Here is a 21,443-nt window from a genome sequence, read left to right on the forward strand (position 1 = left end):
GGGTGATCATGGAACTCCGACAACTCGAGTACTTTCTCGCGTGCTGCGATGCCGGCACGTTCACCGCGGCCGCGAAGTCACTGCACGTGGTGCAGTCGGCGGTGTCGTCGTCGATGGCCAAACTGGAGAAGGAGGTGGGTGCGCGATTGTTCGATCGCACCACCACGGCGCTGGTCCTGACCGAGGCCGGACAGGCGATCGTCGAACCCGCCCGCGCCGCGCTACGCGCGCGGTCGGAGATCGTGGAGGCGATCGGGGCGTTGCGCGGTGACATCTCCGGGCATGTGTCGGTGGGTGCCCTGATCAATATCGCCACCATCGATCTCGCCGAGGCCTTCGGCGAGGTACACCGGCGGCATCCGGGGATCACCATCGCGATGCGCCAGAATCAGCAGGGCAGTGCCGGCAACGTGCGCGGAATCCGGGACGGGACACTCGATCTGGCTCTTCTCGGTGGATTGCCGGACCTGGTCCCCGGCGTCGTTGCGCACCGATTGGCCGCGGAACCGTTGGTGCTCGTCGGCTCTCCGGATCATCCTCTGGTGCAGGCCGGCTCGTTCTCGGTGGCCGATCTCGCCGACGAACGCACAATCGATTTCCCTCCGGGGTGGGGGACGCGGGCCATCACGGATCGTTATGTGCCGAATCGGCGGTCGGTCATCGAGGTGGCAGATCAGGACTTTGGAATCCAGTTGGCGCTCAACGGTTTCGGACTTAGTCTGGTACCCGTCAGCGTGGTGGCCGGACATCCGCGGGCGCGTCCGGCGCACTGCCGGGACGCCGACCTGACCTGGGTCATCTCCATCGCGCACTCGGCCACCCGGACGCCGTCCACGGTGGCGCGGGCGGTGCTCGACATCGTGCGCGAGGTGACGACCGATCCGCCTATCGAGAACGGTTCTCAACACGTCTAGGATCTGAAGGCATGAGCGGACCGACCCTTGCCGATGTCTTCAACTCCACCAGCGCGGATTTCGACGCCGTGACGCCGACGGTGTGGGGGCCCGCCGGTGCTGCGCTCGCCGCCGCCGCGGACCTGCGCGCCGGCGAATCCGTGCTCGACATCTGCTGTGGCACCGGCGCCAGTGCACTGGCCGCCGCCCGCCTCGTCGGTCCCGAGGGTTCGGTCACCGCGGTCGATTTCGCCGCCGACCTGGTCGAGCGGGCCCGCGCGAAAGCGGACACCGAAGGCTTGCGCACCATCGACTTCGAGGTGGGCGACGTCACCGCCCTGCCTCAGCGATACCGGTCCGACTTCGACGCCCTGGTATGTGGTTTCGGTGTGTTCTTCCTCCCCGACATGGACGACACGGTGCGCAGTCTCCTGGCTGTGCTGCGCCAGGGTGGTCGGGTGGCCTTCGCGGTCTGGCATGAGGACGCACTGCACGATTTCACCGCCGCATACTTCGCCGAGGTGTCCCGGGTGACCGGTGCACCGCCACCGCCGTCGTTGCGCGCACCGTCGGACGGCCCGCGGCATCCGATCACCCGTATCGACACGGTGGACAAGATCACCGTCTGGCTCGAATCCCTCGGCACAGTGCACACATCGGCGACGGTGTTGCCGTTGCGGGTACCCCGTACTGACGACTTCTCGTGGGCGATGGTGCTCGGCAGCGGAATGCGACGTGCGCTCCTCGATCTGGATGCCGGGCAGGTGACCGACATCCGAACGGGATTCCTGCGTCGTCTCGCCGACGACGGCATGCTCGAGGTCAACTGCGACACCATCATCGCGACCGCGACCCGACCCGGGAGTGATTGAGCGGGAGCTGGAATGTCCGATACGCGGGTGCGGTGACGTCACGACGTCAACGCGCCCGAGATCCGAGATGCGTTGGTCCGCATCATGTTCAGGTAGGTATCGGCCTCGGTTCCCGGGCGATCGAGGGATTCGGAGTACAGCGCGACGATCTCGATGTCGGACCCGGTCTCCTTGGCAAGTGCCTGGGCGAGGCGGTCGGGCTGTGAGGTGTCGACGAAGATCGCGGGGACCGATGATTCGTTGATCGCGCCGACCAGTGAGGCGAGATCGGAACTACTGGGTGAGGCCAACGTGGTTCCGCTCGGGATGATGGCGCCGACGACCTCGAAGTCGTATCGGTCGGCGAGATAGCCGAAGACGTGGTGATCGGTCACGAGTTTGCGCCGGTCGGCCGGAATCGTGGCGAACTGGTCGGTCATCTCCTGATCGAGTCGGGTGAGCTCGGCGAGATAGTCGTCGGTGGCCTGCCGCAGCCGGTCCGTGACGATCCCGTCCACCTCGGCCAACGCCCGCGAGATGGCTTGTGCCGCATCCTTCATGCGGGTGGGATCGGTCCAGAAATGGGGATCCTGGGCACCGGCCGCGTCCCCGGTGGTGTAGGCCAGCGGCCGGGCCGCCGCGGCCGCCTCGACGGTGGGCACCCCGTCGTCGGCGGCGGCGCTGACGTGTTGTTCGATGCCTTCCTCGAGTCCGAGGCCGTTGTAGACGATCAGACCGGCGGTGCGCATGGTGTTCGCCTCGCGCGCCGAGATGCCGAAGGAATGGGGGTCGGCATTGGGTTTCATCAACGTGGTCACGGTGGCCTGGTCGCCGACGAGCTCGGTGACGACGTCGCCGAGGATGTTGGTGGTGACCACCACCTGAGGGTGATCATCGGCGTCGGTGCCACACCCGATCGCGGCGACGGCCGCGACGAGGACCACGAGCATGGCCACAAGGCGACGCGTCGAGTGTGTGATCGCGCGTCGTGGGGTGGTTGTCATCGACCGACCTCCACCATCAGCTCCGGTGCGCCCTCGGTGGGAAACGTCCGCGCGACCCGCAAGGCGTCGGCGTGGTCGACCTCGACGATCTGATCGGTGGCCGGGGCCGAGAGGTAGGCACGAGCGGAGTCGACGGTCAGCGCGGAGTCCGCACCGGCGCCGGGTATCTCGGCCGCGGCGATCAGCCGCCCGTCACCGATGGTCACACTGCGCAACGTTGCGGCCTCGGTGAGTTCGACGAGGTTCGCGTCCCGGCCCGGCGCCACGGCGGTCGCGATCGGGTCCGCCGACGCCGTCCACTCGAGGGTTCGCGTGGCGGAATTGATCGCCCACACCCCGGCCGGGGTGGGTGCCGCCGCATAGTTGCTCCGGGGCCGGAAGGTGAGGTCGGTGGCCCGTGGTCCGCGGGAACCGTACTCGAGGAGCTGACTGCTGACCCGGCCGACGGTGGTGGTGAACAGGGCGATGCCCTGTTCGCAGGAGACGGCCACCACGTTGCGCAGCATCGCGGCGCCACGGGGATCCGCACACCGTTGCTCGGTACCGAGCGACGTGCCCTGCGCGTCGGCGTGGACGAGGGTGTCCGCGGGCTTGCCCGGATCGGTGCCCCGGGCCATCACCAGACCGTCGCGGTAGGGGACCGCGAACCCGGACGTGCTGCCGGTGGACAGGGTGCGTAGCTCCGTGACATCGCCGTTCTCCAACGCTTTTCGGTCGAGGAGCATGACGCTGCCGTCCTCGGAACCGATTGCGGTGAGCGGGCCCGCCCCGGCGATCGAGGTGACCGCGGCCGACGCCGTCACGGTGCCCAGTGCGGCGGAGGGGGCCCGGTAGTAGTGGACGTGATCGCTGTGATCGACGGTCCAGCCGCCACTGTCGACCACCTCGATCGTGGTGCCGTCGGTGGCGTAGACGAACCGCCCGTCCTCGTCGAGACGCCGAGCGGGGATGCTCAGGTCGACGGTCGACGTCGCTTCCGTTGCCACGTCGATCAGCCGGAGCCGCCGGTCGCCGGTGGCGGTATACGCGAGCGAGATCTGGGGTTCGGGCTTCTCCTGTGCGCCTTCGACATACCCGTGCGGCGTCGTCTCATCGGAAGCGTCCGAACCGGTCTGATCATCCGCGCCGCACCCCGACAGCGCGACGGCAGCGCCGGTGATCATCGCGATTGCGGCTGGTCGGATTCGATTGCGCACCTGCGCACGTCCTTTCGTGTGTGAGTGCCCACGTCCCCGATGGTGACGCGGCGCAATGCCCGGGCGGCGGTCCGGACGACGAGGGTGAGGAAGAACAGGATCACCGCGGTGGTCGCGATGGTGGCGCCGGCCGCGGTGGCGGCGTGCCACGAGACCAGCAGGCCGATCACCGTCGACGCCGAGCCGAATACGAACGCCACCCCCATGGCGGCCGGTACCCGACGCACGATCAGCAGCGCACTGGCCGACGGCGCGACGAGCATCCCGAAGGCCAGCAGGGTGCCGACGACACTGAAGGCGCCGGCCATGGCAACCGCAAGCGTGAGCACCATCATCAGATTGGTGGTCACCGGCCGTAGCCCGAGGGTGCGCGCCTTGCGCTCGTCGAACGTCACCGCCAGGAACGCCCGATAGAACGCCGTGGTGACGAGCGCAACCATCGCGACGAGCGCCAGGAGCCGGATGATGTCGCCGGTGGTGATGGCGAGGACGTCGCCGAACAGGAATGCGGTGAGATCCGTTGCGAACGACGAGGAGTAGGACACGATGATGACACCGATCCCCAGCAGTCCGACGAACAAGAGGCCGATCGAGGTGTCCCTGCCGAAATCCTGATGGGTTCGCATGGCCTCGACCCCGAGGACCATGACCACCGCGCTCGCCGCGGCGCCGATGACGAGGTCGATGCCGAACAGGGAGGCGATCGCGACGCCGGGGAGCATGGCGTGTCCCATGGCCTCACCCAGAAATGTCAGCCCGCGGGCGATCACCCAGACGCCGACCAGTGCGCACAGTGCCGACAGGGCGATGCCGCCCCAGAGTGCTCGCTGGACGAAGGCGACACCCAGTGGTTCGAAAAGTCCGACAAGCACAGCATAATGCTATCGGTTGTCATTTGCGGTAAAGAATGGGGGTGTGTGCGGTGTCGGGCTTCGACGTTCGTGGATTGGGTTTCGGCTACGGCGCCACGGCGATCTTCGACGGCTTCGATGCCGACGTCCCCGCGGGCCGCGTGACCGCCCTCGTGGGTGGCAACGGATCGGGAAAGAGCACGCTGCTCAACATCTTTGCCGGCATCCTGCGGCCGGACGCCGGGGAGATTCGACCACGTCCGCAGCGCCCGGCCATGCTGGCCCAACGCACCGAGCACATCGACGGGCTTCCGTTGACGGTCCGGGATTGCGTGCGCATCGGTCGCTACGCGCAGGTCCCGTTCTGGCGTCCGCTCGGTGCGCGGAACCGTCGGGCCGCCGACGAGATGATCGAACGTGTCGGCATGATCGACCACCGGAACGCGCGGTTGCGCGACCTCTCCGGCGGGCAGCGGCAACGGATGATGATCGCGCAGACGATGGTGCAGCAGGCCGACCTCTACCTCCTCGACGAACCGTCGGCTGCTCTCGACACGGCGGGTAAGCAGGTGCTGTTCACGCTGCTGCGAGAGAAGGCTGAGCAGGGGAAGGCCATCCTGATCGCCACCCACGACGATGACGAGGTCGACTTCTGTGATCGGGTGATCGACCTGGGCCGGCCGACGGGCGGGTGACAGTACAGACTTCCCTGAATACAGAATCGGGTGTACCGTCACGGGCATGGAGACTGTGGTCGCGGCCCGGGACGCCTTGACGAGATTCGGTTACGCCCTGTCGGATTCGACGCGCACCCAGGTTCTGCTGCGGCTGCGCAGCGGCGGCGCCTATCCGTCGGAGCTGGCCGACTCGATCGGCGTCACCCGGCAATCACTGTCCAATCACCTGAGCTGCCTGCGTGGATGTGGGTTGGTCGTCGCGGTGCCCGAGGGTCGCCGGACGCGCTACGAACTGGCCGACCAGCGCATCGCGCACGCCCTCGACGACCTGCTCGGACTGGTGTTGGCGGTCGATCCGGCGTGCTGTGCACGTTCGGCGGACGAAGGGTGCTGCTGATGGCCTCAGAACTGGGCATGCCCGCCATCGGTGCGTCGACGGACCGCGACGAACGACGAGAACTGTTGCAGCGCCGCATCCGGTGGTTCGTCGCCGCGACGATCACCTACAACGTGATCGAGGCGGTCATCGCTCTCGGCGCGGGGACGCGGGCATCCTCGGGCGCGTTGATCGGGTTCGGGCTGGATTCGGTGATCGAGGTGTCCTCGGCGGCCGCGGTGGCCTGGCAGTTCGCCGGGAAGGACCCGCAGCATCGGGAGAAGATCACCCTACGCATCATCGCGTACTCCTTCTTCGCGCTCGCCCTCTACGTCAGCGTCGACGCGACCCTGTCGCTGGTGGGTGTCGGCAGCGACGCGCGGCCGTCGACGGTCGGGATCGCCGTGGCCGCAGCCAGTCTCGTCATCATGCCGGTGCTGTCGTGGGCGCAGCGTCGAGCCGGGCGGGAACTGGGCTCCCTCACCGCGGTGGCCGATTCGAAACAGACCCTGCTGTGCACCTACCTCTCCGCGGTACTCCTGGTCGGGCTGGTTCTCAATGCGGCGCTGGGCTGGTCGTGGGCCGATCCGATCGCGGCCCTGGTCATCGCGGCGATCGCCCTGCGTGAAGGTGTCAACGCGTGGAAGGGGGATGCGTGCTGCGCGCCGTCGGTCGGAGCACATGCCTCCGCCACCGCCCACGATTGCGACTGCTGTGATGACTGAGTGGTCAACGCGGGCATGAATGCGGTTGTCGCGGATCAGCTTTTCGGTGCTGATTTCGTGACCGAAACCGCGGCGTGCGCCTGCTGACCGTGCCCGACGACGCCCTTGTCGTCCAGCGCCGCGGCGGTCGCGCGCACCCGATTGTTGCTCAGCCACACGATCAGCCAGACGGCGCACACGATGGTGACGATCAGGAAGCTCGGGGGAGCGTTGAACATCGCCGCGAGCATCAGACCCGCCCAGACCGACGCGACGGACAGGACGGTCGAGCCGATCATCGCGCGCAACGGGCGGGGCGTGAGCATGATCGCCGTCGCCGCCGGCGTGACGACCAGGGCGAACAGCAACAGCGTGCCCACCGCCTGGACGGCCATGGTCACGGTCAGACCCAACAGGGCCATGAAGACGATCGACAGCGCGCGGATCGGGACGCCCTTGGCCTCGGCGACACCGGGATTGACCGATGTGTAGAGCAGCGGCCGGTAGATGAATCCCATGCACAGGGCCAGAAACACCAACAGTCCGGCGAACACGAGGAGTTGATCGTGGGTGATGGCCAGCAGGTTGCCGAACAGGACGTTGGTCATCGTCGAAGAGTTCTTGGTGGCCAGTGAATTGAAGAACAATCCCAGGCCCGTCGCGAACGACAACACGGTGCCGGTCACCACCTCGCGTTCGCCGGCCTTCTTGCCGAGGAACCCGATGACCAGTGCGCCACCCACGCAGAAGACGCCGAGGCCGAGGGTGACCGGAACCCCGATCAGTACCGCCCCCGTCGCGCCGGGGAGGCCGATGTGCGCCAGCGCATGTGCGGCGAAGGCGGTGTTACGGACCACCACGAAGTAGCCGATCAGGCCGGCGGCCAGAGCCGCCAGCGTGCCACCGATGAGGGCATTCTGCATGAACGACGTGGTGAAGATGGTCCACCAATTGGATTGATACCCGATCGCGTACGCCGTCATGGGATCACGCGCTCCTGGTGTAGAGCTCGCCCTGCGGCGTGCGGAGAACCTGAATCCGGGTGCCGTACAGGTGGGTCAGCAATGCCTCGTCGATCACCTCGCCGGTCGCCGCATAGTGCGCGTGGCCGTCCAGGAGATAGATGGCACCGGTGAGGAACGGCAGGAACGGATTGAGGTCGTGTGCCACCACCACGATGGTCATCGAGTACTCGACCTGCAGTCGATGGAGCAGGTCGACGATCTCGTGCTGGCTGCGCAGATCCAACGAGGCGAGTGGCTCGTCGAGAATGAGCATCGTGGGGTGGCCGACCAGTGCTTCGGCGATGGCCACCCGCTGTCGCTGACCGCCGGAAAGGGTCGCCAGGCGACGGTCGGCGAACTCCTCGGCGTTGACCGCCGCCAGTGCCTCCGACACGCGGCGTCGATCCGCCGCAGACGTGCGACTGAACGCCCACCGGGTGCCGTTGAGGCCCAGGAGAACCGCATCCCGGGCCCGGATCGCGCCGCCGGATTCCTCGGCGTAGTGCTGGGGGACGTATCCGATCCGATCGCGGTCCTCACCGGGAGGGCGACCGAACACCCTGATCGTGCCCCGCGCGGGAATCAGCCCCAGGATCATGTTCAACAGGGTGGTCTTGCCGGAGCCGTTGGTTCCGATCACCGCGTAGATCCCGTCGGCGGGCACCGAGAAGGTGCCCTGGGACCAGATCACCCGGCCCCCACGAACCGCACTGACGTCGTCAAACGTCAGTGCGGGTGGAGTCGTCGGGTCAGGACTGGACACCGAGTGCCTTGGCCAGCGACGTCAGTTGGTCGACCTGCCAGGACTCGAAGGAGTTCTGGCCCGGCGGCACCGTCTCGGTCACCTCGACCACCGGAACCCCGGCACTCTCGGCGGCGGCCCGGATCTGCTCGGGGGTCGATCCCTCGGTCTGGGTGTTGTAGATCAGCACGTCGACCTGACGATCGGACAGGGTCTTGATGAACGCCGCGAGGTCGGCCGGGGACGGATCGCTCTCGTTGGCCGCGGCGGCGGCGAACCCGGCCGGGGTCTTGTCCACCAGCCCCACCGCTTGCGCCATGTAGTCGAACACGCCCTCGGTGGCGGCAAAGGTCTTGCCCGATGCGCCGGCCTTGATCTTGGCGATCAGATCGTTGTACTCCGACAGCGAATCGGTGAACGTCGAACGCTGCGTGGCGAAGTAGGCCTGTGCGTCCGGGCTGATCTTCGACAGTCCTTCCGTGACGGCGTCGGCGACCTTGGTGACCGCGGTCGGGCTGTACCAGAGGTGCGGGTTGGCGCCGTCGGCGGTGCCGGTGACCTGCGCGGCGTTCACCACCGGGGCATCGGGTGCCGATGCCGCGGCCAGCTTCGACGCCCACACGTCGTAGTCGGCGCCGTTGACGACGACCATCTGCGCATCGGTGAAGGCGGCGCCGTCGGCCGGACTGGGTTCGTAGTCGTGGGGATCGACCGAGCTGCTGGCCACGATCGTCTTCACGTCGGCGCACTTACCGCCGAGTTCGGAGACGATGTCACCCCACTGGTCGACGCTGACCACCACGTTCACCGGGGTGGTCGGGCATGCGGGGGCGTTGGCGGCGGGTCCGGAACTGCTCGACGACGCGGTATCGGAGTCCGAACTGCATGCGGCCAGTCCGAGTGGGACCAGAAGGGCCGCGGCCGCGACGAGTCCCAGCCGCCTGGAGAAGAAGGTCATAGCCGGTAATGATAACCGGTGCCAGCAAGGCGGGTGCGGTCACCCGGGCGGTTCGTCGTCCGGATGGCGATCACGGCCCGGTCGTCGTGGCGATCATGCTTGGCCCATCCCTCGAACCGATCACGCCGCGGTACCCGGCTATCGCAGCGCTGCCGCGATGGCCGGGTACGCGATCTCCCCGGTGCCCGGCTCACAGCGTCCCGGAACATCTTGAATCTCCCCGACGAAAGACAGTGCGGCGCGGGTTGATTCGATCAGATTCCGCTCGCCGATCTGTGCGTGATACAGATCCAGGTTCATCCGGAGGTGGGGCCAATCCACCTCGCGCACCAGCACCATGGTGTCCGCGGCGCGCGCGAATGGCACACCCGGATGATCGACGGCGAGATTGAGGTTCTCCAGCGTGAACACCCGGTCGTGGCGTTCGCCGATCTCGGCGAGCCGACTCGGCGTGGCGACGGCGGTCCGCCACAGCTCGTCCGTCACGACCTCCACCGGGTCGACCGGTAGCCCACACGAGCCCCCGAGGGCATCATTTGTGATAATGTCCGGACAATTTACCCGGAGAGGTGAGCATATGCGTTTGGGTCTAGTCGGTTACGGGGCGGGTGGACGGATCTTCCACGCCCCCTACATCTGCGCGGTGCCGGAGATCGAGCTGGTCGGAGTCGTCACCCGCAATGCCGACCGTCGCACCGAGGTTGCTCGTGACCTTCCGGGCACGCCTGTGTTCGACTCGCTGTCGGATCTGATCGACGCCGGCGTCGACGCGGTGACCCTCACGACACCGCCCCAGACGCGACGTGAGCTGGTGCTCGAGGCGGTGGCACGTGGCGTGCACGTCGTCGCCGACAAGCCATTCGCGCCGGATGCCGCGGGTGGACGGGAGCTGGCGCAGGCTGCGTCGAAAGCCGGTGTGCTGCTGAGTGTGTTCCACAACCGCCGGTTCGACGCGGACTTCGCGACCGTCTCCGGTGTGGTCGGTGAACTCGGTGAGTTGTGGCGGGTCGAATCGCGCTATGACCTCGACGAGCCCGGCGGCCTCGACGCCGGTCCGACCGGTGGGCTGCTGCGTGATCTCGGTGCGCATCTCGTCGATCAGATGCTGGTGCTGCTCGGTCCGGTGGCGGCGGTGTCGGCGCACCTGGACTGGATCGACCTCGAGGCCGGCCGTACCGACGTCGGTTTCAGCGTCTCGATGCGGCACCGCAGCGGGGTGTTCTCGACGGTCACCGCGAGCAAACTCAATCACATCGCCGCTCGGCAATGGCGGCTCTACGGTTCGCGCGGTTCCTACGTCAGCGACGGCACCGATGCGCAGACCGAGCAGATCCTCGCCGGCCGACGCCCGGCGGACGATCTGGCGACTTGGGGCTTCGAGCGTCCCGATCGCCTCGGCGTCCTGCATACCGGCGTCGGCGCCGTCACCGTCCCGTCCGCGCAGGGTCGCGCCGACGAGTTCTATCGGCGCTTCGCCGCGGCCGTCGATCACGGTGCACCGCAACCGGTCCCGGCTGCCGAGGGGATCGCGGTGCTCAAGGTGCTCGACGCTGCGCGGCGAAGCGACACCGAGGGCACCACGATCCACCTCTGAACTCAGGCCGCGACGCCCGGCGCGGCGATCCGTGCGGCGAGCCGGGCGTCGTGGTGTGCCTCGAGATGTTCTTCGAGCTTCTCCAGCGACACTCCCTTGGTCTCCGGCACCGAGCGGTAGACGAACACCAGGGACGCGATGTTGACGAGCACGAACAGTCCGAAGGTTCCGGTCGATCCCAGTGCCGAGTTGAGCACCGGGAACAGGAACGAGATCAGTGCGTTGGTGCACCAGAGCACGAAAACCGCGATGCCCATGGCAAATCCGCGCACGCTCAGCGGGAAGATCTCCGAGAGCAATAGCCAGACGCAGGTGCCGATGAACATCTGGACGAAGCCGACGAACAACACCATGGCGGCGAGGATGAGATAGCTGCGTGAGGTGGATTGCGGCAGTAGGAATGCCAGAGCGAGGGCGGCCTGCGAAAGTGCGACGCCGGCGAATCCGATCAAGAGCATGGTTCGGCGTCCGAGGTAGCCGAGCAGGATGATCCCGATGATCGTGGTGACCACGGAGGTGACGCCGACCGCGATGGTGGCCACCAGCGCGGCGCTCACCCCGAGGCCGCTCTGCTCCAAGATTGTTGGAGCGTAATAGTTCACGGTGTTGATGCCGGTCGCCTGCTGGATGATCGCGAGGCCGCAGCCGATCAGCACGATGCGGCGAATCCACGGGACGTCGCGCAACACCGATAGCGGTGTCCGGGATGACCCGGTCATGTGCTCGGTGTGATCGACGATCATGGCGTACTCGGCGTCGGCCTCGGCGGGAGTCCGCGACAGTCCCAGGACGGTGCGCGACTCGTCATAGCGACCCTTGAGGGCGTACCACCGCGGCGAATCCGGCAGCACCGTCATGCCGACGAGCAGGGCGATTGCGGGGACCGAGGCGACGGCGAGCATGATGCGCCAGACGTGCGGGTCGGTGACGATCTGGTCGAGCAGTGCGTTGATGGCGAACGCCAGCATCTGGCCGGTGACGATCATCAGCTCGTTGATGGTGACCATGCGTCCGCGTCGTTCGGCCGGTGCCATCTCGGCGAGGTAGAGCGGGCAGGTCACCGCCGCGGCGCCGACGCCGAGGCCGAGGACGATGCGTGCGATGACCATGATCGGCACGTTGGGTGCCAGGGCGCAGCCGACGGCCCCGACGAGAAAGATCACGCCGCAGGTCAGGAGCATGCGTTTGCGGCCGATGCGGTCGGCGACGCGTCCGCCGAAGAGGGCGCCGAAGGCGGCGCCGGGGAACAGGAGTGCACTGACGACGGTGGCCTCGGTGAAGGGCGTCAGGTGCAGGTCGTCCTTCATGTAGAGCAGTGCGCCGGAGATGACGCCGGTGTCGTAGCCGAACAGCAGACCACCCAGGGTGGCGATGACGGTCAGCTTGGTGAGAAATAGCCCATTGGAGGCGGTGGAAGTCGCACTGGACATGAGAACCTCGATTACCTTGATGACTAACGCGCGTTACTAATGCGAGTGAGGTCTACTATGTCCTGACATGGATAGTGTGTCAAGGGTCACTCTGAAAGGGGTGCGGTGATGACCGCCAACGGTGATACCCGGCGGCGCCGGACGACGATGGCCGACGTGGCCGCACATGCGGGTGTCTCGCGCACGTTGGTGTCGTTCATCCTCGACGGCAAACCCGGTGCCAGCGAGTCGACGCGGCAGCGCGTGCTCGCGGCCGCGGAGGAACTGGACTACCGCCCGGACTCGGCGGCGCGGATGCTCGCCCGCGGACGCAGCCGCACGCTGGGTGTGGTGATCGACGTGGCCCAACTCTTCGAGGCCGAACTCGTCGCCGACATCTACCCGGCAGCCGAGGCCCTCGGCTATGACGTATTGCTTTCGGCGAGCCTTCCGGGGCGCGCCGAGGATGTGGCCGGCGCCGCCCTGCTCGACCACCGGTGCGGAGCATTGATCCTGCTCGGGCCGTCGCTGGGGGCCGAACGCATCGAGGAGATGGCCGGACGCGCGCCGACGGTGGTCGTGGGCCGCTGCCTACCGCCGGCGCTGCTCGCCGGAACGCTGGCCGCGTCGCGCACCGACGACGCCGTGGGAATGCGATTGGCGGTCGACTACCTCGCCGACCTGGGTCATCGCGACATCGTGCATGTCGACGGCGGCGGGGAGCCGGGTTCCGCGGAACGCCGAGAGGGCTATCGCGTGGCGATGGTCGATCGTGGTCTCGGTGATCGGGTGGCGGTCGTCGCGGGAGCGCATGACGAGCGGGCCGGTGCGCATGCCGCGCGAGAAATACTGGCGCGCAATGCCTTGCCCACCGCCGTCATCGCCGGCAACGATCGATGTGCGCTCGGCATCCTCGATGTCTTCACACGCGAGGGTGTGGATGTGCCGGGCGAGGTGTCACTCGTGGGATACGACGACAGCAAATTGTCGGACAACCCGCGCATCGACCTCACCACCATCCACCAGGATGCACCGGCGCTGGCCCGAGAAGCGGTGCGGCTGGCCACGGGCATGGTGGAGGGTGCGGCCATCGACGTCCATGACGTCGTGCTGCAGCCGTCGCTGAAGGTGCGTGGTACGACGGCGGGTCCGCGGTGAGACACTGTCGACATGGCGGACGAACTCATCGAGCGATTGGACCATCTGGTACTCACTGTTGCCGACATCGATGCGTCGATCCGCTTCTACACCGAGGTGCTCGGGATGAGCGAGGAGACCTTCGGTGAGAACCGAAAAGCGTTGCGGTTCGGCACGAGCAAGATCAATTTGCACCTCGCCGGCCACGAGTTGCAGCCGGCCGCACGAACGCCCACGCCCGGAAGCGCGGATCTGTGTTTCGTGATCCGTCGGGATCTCGATGACGTGCTGCGCGCGTTGACCGACAAGGGCGTCGCGATCGAGGAGGGGCCGGTGGAGCGGACCGGGGCGCTGGGGCCCATCCGCAGCATCTACCTTCGGGACCCGGACGGCAACCTGATCGAACTGTCCACCTACGGATGAGCGACAGCCCGGGTGCGCGAACCTCTCGGTTGCGCACCCGGGCTGTCGTCGTCGAGAGTTGCCGGATCAGGTAGCCGCCGTACCGGCGCGTCTCACGTCACTTCCCAGATACCTCAGCCGTTCTGTGGGAAGCCCAGATTCAGACCACCGTGACTCGGGTCGAGCCACCGGCTGGTGACGGCCTTGGCGCGGGTGAAGAAGTTGACTCCTTCGGTGCCGTGGGCGTGGGTGTCGCCGAACAGCGAGGCCTTCCAGCCGCCGAAGCTGTAGTAGGCCATCGGAACCGGGATCGGCACGTTGATGCCGACCATACCGACCTCGACCTCATTTTGGAACCGCCGTGCTGCGCCACCGTCGTTGGTGAAGATCGCGGTGCCGTTGCCGTAGGGATTGGAGTTGATGAGTTCGAGTGCCTCGTCGTAGCTTTCGACGCGCACGACCGACAGGACGGGGCCGAAGATCTCGTCGGTGTAGATGGACATGTCGGTGGTGACGTTGTCGAACAGGGTCGGGCCGAGCCAGAAACCGTCCTTGCCGCCATCGGCCTCAACACCACGCCCGTCGAGAACGACTGTGGCCCCGGACTTCTCGCCGGCGTCGACGTAGGAGGCGACCTTGTCGCGGTGCGCGGCGGTGACCAGCGGTCCCATGTCGGAGTTCTTGGTGCCGTCACCGGTGCGGATGGTCTGTGCGCGTTCGGTGATCTTGGCGACGAGATCGTCGGCGACATCGCCGACGGCCACGGCCACGCTGATGGCCATGCATCGCTCACCGGCCGAACCGAATCCGGCGTTGACCATGGCGTCGGCGGCCAGGTCGAGGTCGGCGTCGGGCAGGATGATGGCGTGGTTCTTGGCCCCGCCCAGCGCCTGCACGCGCTTGCCGGCGGCGGTGCCGGTGGCGTAGACGTACTGCGCGATCGGGGTGGATCCGACAAAGCTGATCGACTTGATGCTCGGGTTGGTCAGCAGCTCGTCGACGGCGGTCTTGTCGCCCTGCAGGACATTGAAGACGCCGGCAGGCAGGCCGGCCTCCTTCCACAGTTCGGCCAGCCAGATCGCGGCGGTCGGGTCCTTCTCCGACGGCTTGAGGACGACAGAGTTGCCGGCCGCAATCGCGATGGGGAAGAACCACATCGGCACCATGGCGGGAAAGTTGAAGGGTGAGATGATGCCGACCGGGCCGAGCGGCTGACGGATGTTGAAGACGTCGACCTTGGTGGAGGCGTTCTCGGTGAACCCGCCCTTGAGAAGATGCGGAATGCCGCAGGCGAATTCGGCGACCTCCTGGCCACGGGAGATCTCGCCGAGGGCGTCGGAGAGTACCTTGCCGTGTTCGGCGGTGATGATCTCGGCCAGCTCGCCCTTGCGCTCGTTGAGCAGCTCGCGGAACCGGAAGAGGATCGCGGTGCGCTTGGTCAGGCTGGTGTCGCGCCACGCGGGGAATGCCGCTGCGGCAGCATCGATCACGGCGCGGGCGTCCTCGACGTTGGCCAGGGCGACCTCGCCGGTGACGGCACCGGTCGCGGGGTTGGTGACCGGCGCGGTGTTGCTCGACGTGCCGGGGAAGGCCTTGTTGTTGACCCAGTGGGAGATGGTGGTGGGCATGGTAGGTGCTCCTGGGATGTGTTGTCGTTGGGTTGGTCTCGATATGCCTCGGGCTCGCTGCGCTCGCTCGTGGCTACTCGACCAGCGGGGAAGGAAAGGAGTGGGGTGGGCGGGGTGGTGACTCAGCTGCTGAACTTGGTGACGTAATCGGTCATGGTCTTGAGCTGGTAGCGCGAGACCTCGTCGGCGTTCTCGTTCTCGGCGAACACGCTCGACACCATGACGGTATCGTCGCGGTCGTAGAAGCCGATCTCGCCGAGTGTGCCGAAGAACTCGTCCCAATTGACGTCACCGTCACCGATCTTCAGGTGCTGGTGGACGCGGACCGCGTTACCCGGCGGGTTGGTGATGTACCGAAGACCATGGGAAGCATGGTGATCCATGGTGTCGGCGACGTGCACGAGACGCAGCATGTCGCCGGCGGTCGTCATGATCTCACGCATGTTGCCGCCCATGTGGAACGAATGGCAGGCCACGTAGACCAGGCCGAAGTTCTTCGAATTGATCCCGCGGATCATCCGGATCGCGGCGAGACCGTCCTCGACGAAATCGTCTGGGTGCGGATCGATCCGGACGTCGATTCCCTCACGTTCGATGATGGGGACGAGTTCCTCCATCGACCGGTAGAAGGCCCGTTCGGATTCCTCCGGCTTCTCCGGGCGACCGGAGAATTCGGTGTTCATCACGTTCACACCGAGATCGACGGTGATCTGGATGGCGCGCTTCCAATAGCGCACCGCCGCCTCGCGGGCGTCCTCGTCGGGGCCCGACCACCGCAGCACCGGCAGCACCGAGGCGATACCGACGCCGGCATCCTTGCACGCCCTGCGGAACCTGGCAACGAGGTCGTCGTCGGCCTTGGGGTGATTGAAGAACGGGATCATGTCCACGTGCGGGGTCAACTGCAGATACTCGTAGCCGAGATCGGCGACGACGCGGGGGAGTTCGAGGAGCGAATAATCGTGATGATACGGGGTGGGATCGAGTGCGACCTTCATCGTCATGCTCCTTCGATCGAATTGCGCGACACCATGTCCACGGCGACTACCTCACCGGTCTCGAGGGCCTGCACACCGGCCGCACACACGGCGGCAGCGGCGTAGCCGTCCCACGCACCCGGGCCGTCGACGTTGGTCCCGGCCTTGACCGCGTTGACCCATCGTTGGATCTCCGCGTCATAGGCGGCACCGAAACGTTCGACGAACGACGGCGTGATGTCGCCTCCCCAGATCCCGGCCACCTTCCGGCCGTCCCCGGATACCGCGACACCGGGATTGCGTTGCTTGCGGATCACCCCGCCCTGGTCGAGACCGATGAAGGCCGAACCGAATTCGCCGACGACCTCGGTGCGCACCTCGTAGGCTACACCGGTCGTGACGAAGCACTCGACGTCGATGTGCCGACCCGATTCGGTGGTGAAGATCGCGATCTGCGGATCCTTGAGGCCCTGGGGTGCCGAGGGATTCGAGCCCGGGGCGTTGATCTGCACCGAGGCGATCTCCTCGTCGAAGAGGAAGCGGGTGACGTCCACCTCGTGCACGATCGAATCCTTGACGATCATCGCCGAGTCGAAGCTCGGCGGCACCGCGGGATTGCGGTGCACGCAGTGGGCGACGAGGAGCTGACCGAAGGTGCCGGCGTCGATGAGGTCCTTCAGTTGCGCGTACTCGGCGTCGAATCGGCGCATGAAGCCGACCTGGATCAGCTTGCGGCCCAGCTCTGCTTCGCGCTTGACGATCTCCAGCGAGGTCGCCACATCGGTGGTCAGCGGCTTCTCGCACATCACCGGTTTGCCTGCCTCGAGGCACGCCAGCAGCTGCTTCTCATGGGTGGGGCCGGGGGTGGCCAGGATGACAGCGTCGACATCCGCGTCGGCGATCGCATCGAGCGGGTCGTTGATCACCCGGCACCCGGGAATGGTGGCCGCGAGTTCCTCGGCCTTCTCCGGGAGGTAGTCGTTGAGGACGGTGACGGTGGCGCCCTTGATGCGGTCGGTGATGCGGGCGACATGATCGGCACCCATCATGCCAACGCCCAGGACTGCGATACGCAGGTCGGTCATGGTGTTCTCCGTGAAATGTGTTGTCGGACTGAATGACTATCGGAACGCGACGGCCGGCACCCCGCACGAACCCAGGTACTTCTGGGTGCGCTGGGCGATCGGCAGCGGAGCGTCGGGTGAGCACGGGTACATGTCCTGCTCGACGATGCCGAAGATGTCGATGTCGAGGTCGGCCACGGCCTCGAGCAGCGGCGGCATCTCCGGGATGCCCATCGGCGGTTCGGTCATGGCGCCGAGTTTGACGGCCTCACCGAAGGGCAGGTCGTCGGCGGAGACCTTCGCGCGGACCTCCTCGTTGACCTGCTTGAGGTGCAGGTACCCGATGCGTTCGGGATGCTTGCGGATGATGGCGATGTTGTCGCCTCCGCAGTAGCTGACGTGGCCGGTGTCCAGGCACAGGTTCACGAACTCGCCGTCGGTGTTCTCCAGGAACCGGTAGATGTTCGCCTCGGTGTCCACGTGCGAGTCGGCATGCGGATGGTATTGCGCACGGACACCGTACTTCTCGAACATCGCCTTGCCGAGCTCATTCATGCCGTTGGTCTTCTTGCGCCACTGCTCGTCGGTGAGGTCACGGTCCTCGAGGACCGCGCCGGTGGCGGGATCACGCCACATCTCCGGGATCACCACGACGTGCTTACCGCCGACGGCCGCGGTCAGCTTGGCCACATCCTCGATCTGGCTCCACACCGCATCCCACGAGTCGTCCTGATGCAGATGTTCGAAAACCGTTCCGGCCGAGAGCTTCAGACCGCGCGCTCCGAGTTCGGTGAGCAGCTGATCCGGGTCGGTCGGCAGGTATCCGAAGGGGCCCAACTCGATCCACTCGTAGCCGGACGCGGCGACCTCGTCGAGGAATCGGGTGTAGGGGGTCTGCTGCGGATCGTCGGGAAACCAGACTCCCCACGAGTCGGGGGCTGAACCCACGAGAATCTTCGACATCACTGAGCTCCGTTGATCAGAGTGGGGGTGTTCTGGGTGTTGGTGGGGGACAGGTACGGTCGCTGGACTGCCTTCCACTGTTCGTAGACGACGTAGGCCTGCTGGGTGGAGTCCAGCGTGGAGACCTCCGATACCGGTACATCCCACCAGGATTCACTGTCGGGGGCGCCGATCAGCGGATCGGTCTCGACGTGGATGACGGTGGTGCGCTCGGCTGCCTTGGCCGCCTTGATGGCATCGGTGAACTCCGCGGCGGTGGTGGCACGGATGACGTCGGCGCCCAGCGATGCGGCATTGGCGGCAAGGTCGATCGGCAACGTCGAGCCGTCGAGTCGTCCGGAGTCGCCGCGGTAGCGGTAGTCGGTGCCGAATCGCTGGGACCCCAACGATTCCGACAGCGATCCGATGGAGGCGAAGCCGTGGTTCTGGACCAGCACGACGATGACCTTCAGATTCTCCTGGACCGCGGTGACCAACTCGGTTGCCATCATCAGATAGGAGCCGTCGCCGACCATCACGAAGACATCGCGGTCCGGGCTGGCCATCTTGACCCCGAGTCCGCCGGCCACCTCGTATCCCATGCAGGAGTATCCGTATTCGACGTGATAGCCCTTGGAATCGCGAGTGCGCCAGAGTTTATGCAGGTCGCCGGGCATGGAGCCGGCGGCGCACACCACCACGTCGCGGGGATCGGAGGTCTCGTTGACCAGCCCGATCACCGAACCCTGGGTGAGGGCCTCCTCGCCGGTGGCGATGTTCACACCGGTGGTCGTCGGCGAATATGCCTGCTCGACAATGCGATCCCACTCGGCGGCGAGCTCAGCGACCCGTGCACGATACGCCGGGTCGACACTGTGGCCGTCGAGCAACGCATCGAGCGCCTCGATCGACTCACGGGCGTCGGCGACGACGCTGTAGCCGGAGTGCTTCACCGAATCCAGGGAGGCAACGTTGATGTTGACGAACCGCACGCCCGCACCGGTGAATGCGGTACGCGACGCGGTGGTGAAATCGCTGTAGCGCGTGCCGATCCCGATCACGACGTCGGCGTCGGCGGCCAGGGCGTTGGCGGCGGTGGTGCCGGTGGAACCGATGGCACCCACCGACTGCGGGTGGTCATAAGGCAGTGAGCCCTTGCCTGCCTGACTCTGTCCCACGGGAATGCCGGTGCGCGTGCAGAATTCGGCCAGGGCCTCGGTGGCTCCGGAGTAGATCACGCCACCGCCGGCGACGATCAGCGGTCGCTTCGCGGAGCGGATGATCTCGGCGGCCTCGGCGATGACGCGCTTCTCCGGGAGCGGGCGGGCGATGTGCCAGGTGCGTTCGGCGAACAGTGATTCCGGGAAGTCGAAGGCCTCGGCCTGCACATCCTGCGGGATGGCGACGGTCGCCGCCCCGGTCTCCACCGGGTCGGTGAGCACCCGCATCGCACCGAGTAGGGCGCCGGGCAGTTGTTCGGGACGCCAGACGCGGTCGAAGTAGCGCGACACCGGCTTGAAGGCGTCGTTGACGGTGACATCGCCCGACGACGGGAGCTCGAGTTCCTGCAGCACCGGGGAGGTGGCGCGGGTGGCGAAGGTGTCGGCGGGCAACAACAGCACCGGAATGCGGTTGATGGTCGCCAGCGCGGCACCGGTCAGCATGTTGGTGGCGCCGGGACCGACCGAGGCGGTCACGGCCCACGCCTGCAGCCGATCCTTCATCCGGCCATAACCCACCGCGGAATGCACCATGGCCTGCTCATTGCGGCCGAGCACATACTTCAGGGAGGGCTCCACGCCTGCGTTGACGTCGTCGACCTCCTGCTGCAACAGCGCCTGCCCCAGTCCGGCGACATTGCCGTGGCCGAAGATGCCGAAGCAGCCGGCGAAGAACTTCGACCGCTGCCCGTCACGTTCGACGTACTGGTTGGCCAGGAACCGCACGGTGGCCTGCGCGACGGTCAGGCGGATGGTCGGTTCACCGTGTGCGGTACGGACGCCGGTCACGCCGCCGGCGCGTCCCTGGTTGATCGGTGCCACGATGGGCCTTCCTTCTCGGTGGGTGATGGTCGGTGATCTCGATACGCCCTCGTTCCTCGGGGCTACTCGATCAGCGGGTGGTGGGTTGGGGTGCTACTCGATTGGCGGTGGGGTGGGTGCTACTCGACCAGCGGAAAGGGTAGACGCGGGTCGATCTCCTGGTGCTCCCAGCTGTCCCGCAGCCAAGTGTGTGCGGGATCGTCACAGATCTTCCAGGCGCGCTCCTCGCCCGGTCCGGCCATCACATTGAGGTAGTACATGTGATAGCCGGGCGCGGCGATCGACGGGCCGTGATAGCCGTGGGGCACGAGGACGACGTCACCGCTGCGCACCTCCTCGAGGACCTCGATCGGGCGTTCGGGGGTGCCGTACACGCGGTGATAGCCGAAACCCGCTGTGCCGCTGTTCTCCTGGATCTCGAAGTAGTAGATCTCCTCGAGCTGCGACTCGACCTCGGAGTTCTCGTCGTGCTTGTGTGCGGGATAGCTCGACCAGTTGCCGCCGGGGGTGATGACCTCGCAGGCGATCAGCGAATCGGCCTCGAAGGCATCGGCGGTACCGAAGTTGTGGACCTGCCGGCTGCAGTTCCCCGCGCCACGGAGTTCTACGGGCACAGCGGCTTTCGGGCCGTACCGGAAAGGGAGCGTCGTCGATGCCCGCGCTCCGCACAGGGCGAAGCGGCCACCGTCGGCGCTGGTGACGGAGAACTCGGAGTCGCGGCCGACGTAGGCGAAGTCGCTGGGACCGTCGAAAACGCTTGCCCGGCCCTCGAGTTCGAACTGCCGGCCGTCACACGCGACGACCGCCGATCCGGACAGCGGGATGACGATGATCTCGTCCGGTCCCGACCGCCGCGTCACCGATTCGCCGGCATCCAATTCGACCACCCAGAGCGAGGACTCGGTCCAGCCGGCCGACTCCGGGGTGACATCGACGGCCAATGGGGCCGTCGCACTTCCCGCGGGGATGTAGTACTTGCTGTTCACGCCTGA

General features: G+C 66.6%; 22 protein-coding genes. 8 read left to right on the forward strand and 14 right to left on the reverse strand.

What is annotated here, in order from left to right; genetic code table 11:
- The first annotated feature begins 8 nt into the window (after positions 1–8).
- Both ABLE94_RS15890 and ABLE94_RS15895 read left to right on the forward strand, forming a co-directional pair.
- A complete protein-coding gene (locus tag ABLE94_RS15890; protein WP_348809242.1) occupies positions 9–914 on the forward strand; it encodes a LysR family transcriptional regulator in 906 nt (301 codons plus the stop codon).
- 11 nt (positions 915–925) lie between these two features.
- Entirely contained in the window at positions 926–1,765 is an 840-nt protein-coding gene (locus ABLE94_RS15895; RefSeq protein ID WP_348804475.1) for a class I SAM-dependent methyltransferase, read from the forward strand.
- A gap of 38 nt (positions 1,766–1,803) precedes the next feature.
- Here ABLE94_RS15895 and aztC read toward each other — a convergent pair whose 3' ends face one another.
- The 3 genes from aztC to aztB are packed head-to-tail and all read right to left on the reverse strand — an operon-like array spanning position 1,804 to position 4,816.
- Complete coding sequence (aztC, locus tag ABLE94_RS15900; protein ID WP_348809243.1) at positions 1,804–2,748, reverse strand: zinc ABC transporter substrate-binding protein AztC; 945 nt, start codon at positions 2,746–2,748, stop codon at positions 1,804–1,806.
- Positions 2,745–3,944 (reverse strand): hypothetical protein, encoded by a 1,200-nt coding sequence (locus ABLE94_RS15905; RefSeq protein ID WP_348804473.1) that lies wholly within the window; start codon positions 3,942–3,944, stop codon positions 2,745–2,747. The genes aztC and ABLE94_RS15905 overlap by 4 nt, the downstream gene beginning before the upstream one ends.
- Positions 3,908–4,816: a zinc ABC transporter permease AztB gene (gene aztB, locus ABLE94_RS15910; RefSeq protein ID WP_348804472.1), complete on the reverse strand. Its 909-nt coding sequence runs from the start codon at positions 4,814–4,816 to the stop codon at positions 3,908–3,910. The genes ABLE94_RS15905 and aztB overlap by 37 nt, the downstream gene beginning before the upstream one ends.
- A 50-nt stretch (positions 4,817–4,866) precedes the next feature.
- Here aztB and ABLE94_RS15915 point away from each other — a divergent pair, with 50 nt between their 5' ends.
- From ABLE94_RS15915 to ABLE94_RS15925, 3 genes are read left to right on the forward strand one after another with little or no spacing between them, the layout of a single operon-like run.
- On the forward strand, positions 4,867–5,490 hold the full coding sequence (locus ABLE94_RS15915; RefSeq protein ID WP_348804471.1) for a metal ABC transporter ATP-binding protein: 624 nt from the start codon (positions 4,867–4,869) through the stop codon (positions 5,488–5,490).
- 46 nt (positions 5,491–5,536) lie between these two features.
- Positions 5,537–5,869, forward strand: coding sequence for an ArsR/SmtB family transcription factor (locus ABLE94_RS15920; protein WP_348804470.1), 333 nt, complete (start codon positions 5,537–5,539; stop codon positions 5,867–5,869).
- Positions 5,869–6,573 (forward strand): cation efflux transmembrane domain-containing protein, encoded by a 705-nt coding sequence (locus ABLE94_RS15925; protein ID WP_348804469.1) that lies wholly within the window; start codon positions 5,869–5,871, stop codon positions 6,571–6,573. The genes ABLE94_RS15920 and ABLE94_RS15925 overlap by 1 nt, the downstream gene beginning before the upstream one ends.
- Positions 6,574–6,608: 35 nt before the next feature.
- Here ABLE94_RS15925 and ABLE94_RS15930 read toward each other — a convergent pair whose 3' ends face one another.
- The 4 genes from ABLE94_RS15930 to ABLE94_RS15945 form a co-directional block, all read right to left on the reverse strand.
- On the reverse strand, positions 6,609–7,535 hold the full coding sequence (locus ABLE94_RS15930) for a metal ABC transporter permease (protein WP_348804468.1): 927 nt from the start codon (positions 7,533–7,535) through the stop codon (positions 6,609–6,611).
- Between the two features lie 4 nt (positions 7,536–7,539).
- Positions 7,540–8,319 (reverse strand): metal ABC transporter ATP-binding protein, encoded by a 780-nt coding sequence (locus ABLE94_RS15935; RefSeq protein WP_348804467.1) that lies wholly within the window; start codon positions 8,317–8,319, stop codon positions 7,540–7,542.
- Complete coding sequence (locus tag ABLE94_RS15940; protein ID WP_348809244.1) at positions 8,306–9,256, reverse strand: metal ABC transporter solute-binding protein, Zn/Mn family; 951 nt, start codon at positions 9,254–9,256, stop codon at positions 8,306–8,308. The genes ABLE94_RS15935 and ABLE94_RS15940 overlap by 14 nt, the downstream gene beginning before the upstream one ends.
- A gap of 138 nt (positions 9,257–9,394) precedes the next feature.
- Complete coding sequence (locus ABLE94_RS15945) at positions 9,395–9,742, reverse strand: TIM barrel protein (RefSeq protein ID WP_425476217.1); 348 nt, start codon at positions 9,740–9,742, stop codon at positions 9,395–9,397.
- A 91-nt stretch (positions 9,743–9,833) separates the two neighbouring features.
- On the opposite strand from ABLE94_RS15945, the gene ABLE94_RS15950 reads away from it, so the two are divergent.
- A complete protein-coding gene (locus tag ABLE94_RS15950; RefSeq protein WP_348804465.1) occupies positions 9,834–10,850 on the forward strand; it encodes a Gfo/Idh/MocA family oxidoreductase in 1,017 nt (338 codons plus the stop codon).
- 2 nt (positions 10,851–10,852) lie between these two features.
- On the opposite strand, the gene ABLE94_RS15955 is transcribed toward ABLE94_RS15950, so the two are convergent.
- Positions 10,853–12,280: a sugar porter family MFS transporter gene (locus ABLE94_RS15955; RefSeq protein WP_348809245.1), complete on the reverse strand. Its 1,428-nt coding sequence runs from the start codon at positions 12,278–12,280 to the stop codon at positions 10,853–10,855.
- A gap of 108 nt (positions 12,281–12,388) precedes the next feature.
- On the opposite strand from ABLE94_RS15955, the gene ABLE94_RS15960 reads away from it, so the two are divergent.
- Complete coding sequence (locus ABLE94_RS15960; protein WP_348804463.1) at positions 12,389–13,417, forward strand: LacI family DNA-binding transcriptional regulator; 1,029 nt, start codon at positions 12,389–12,391, stop codon at positions 13,415–13,417.
- 12 nt (positions 13,418–13,429) lie between these two features.
- The gene (locus ABLE94_RS15965; RefSeq protein WP_348809246.1) at positions 13,430–13,819 is read left to right on the forward strand and encodes a VOC family protein; all 390 of its coding nucleotides are present in this window, start codon (positions 13,430–13,432) and stop codon (positions 13,817–13,819) included.
- Between the two features lie 113 nt (positions 13,820–13,932).
- Here ABLE94_RS15965 and ABLE94_RS15970 read toward each other — a convergent pair whose 3' ends face one another.
- From ABLE94_RS15970 to iolB, 6 genes are all read right to left on the reverse strand, one after another.
- On the reverse strand, positions 13,933–15,426 hold the full coding sequence (locus ABLE94_RS15970) for a CoA-acylating methylmalonate-semialdehyde dehydrogenase (protein WP_348809247.1): 1,494 nt from the start codon (positions 15,424–15,426) through the stop codon (positions 13,933–13,935).
- Positions 15,427–15,548: 122 nt separating this feature from the next.
- Positions 15,549–16,424, reverse strand: coding sequence for a sugar phosphate isomerase/epimerase family protein (locus tag ABLE94_RS15975; protein ID WP_348804460.1), 876 nt, complete (start codon positions 16,422–16,424; stop codon positions 15,549–15,551).
- A gap of 2 nt (positions 16,425–16,426) precedes the next feature.
- Positions 16,427–17,488, reverse strand: coding sequence for a Gfo/Idh/MocA family protein (locus ABLE94_RS15980; protein WP_348809248.1), 1,062 nt, complete (start codon positions 17,486–17,488; stop codon positions 16,427–16,429).
- A 36-nt stretch (positions 17,489–17,524) separates the two neighbouring features.
- Complete coding sequence (locus tag ABLE94_RS15985; protein WP_348809249.1) at positions 17,525–18,430, reverse strand: sugar phosphate isomerase/epimerase family protein; 906 nt, start codon at positions 18,428–18,430, stop codon at positions 17,525–17,527.
- Positions 18,430–20,442 carry a 3D-(3,5/4)-trihydroxycyclohexane-1,2-dione acylhydrolase (decyclizing) gene (iolD, locus tag ABLE94_RS15990; protein ID WP_348809271.1) on the reverse strand — a complete coding sequence of 671 codons (2,013 nt, stop codon included), beginning with the start codon at positions 20,440–20,442 and terminating at the stop codon, positions 18,430–18,432. The genes ABLE94_RS15985 and iolD overlap by 1 nt, the downstream gene beginning before the upstream one ends.
- A 128-nt stretch (positions 20,443–20,570) precedes the next feature.
- Positions 20,571–21,437, reverse strand: coding sequence for a 5-deoxy-glucuronate isomerase (gene iolB, locus ABLE94_RS15995; protein ID WP_348804457.1), 867 nt, complete (start codon positions 21,435–21,437; stop codon positions 20,571–20,573).
- Between the last annotated feature and the right edge of the window lie 6 nt (positions 21,438–21,443).

It is taken from the genome of Gordonia sp. VNK1 (assembly GCF_040049135.1).
GTDB lineage: Bacteria > Actinomycetota > Actinomycetes > Mycobacteriales > Mycobacteriaceae > Gordonia > Gordonia oleivorans.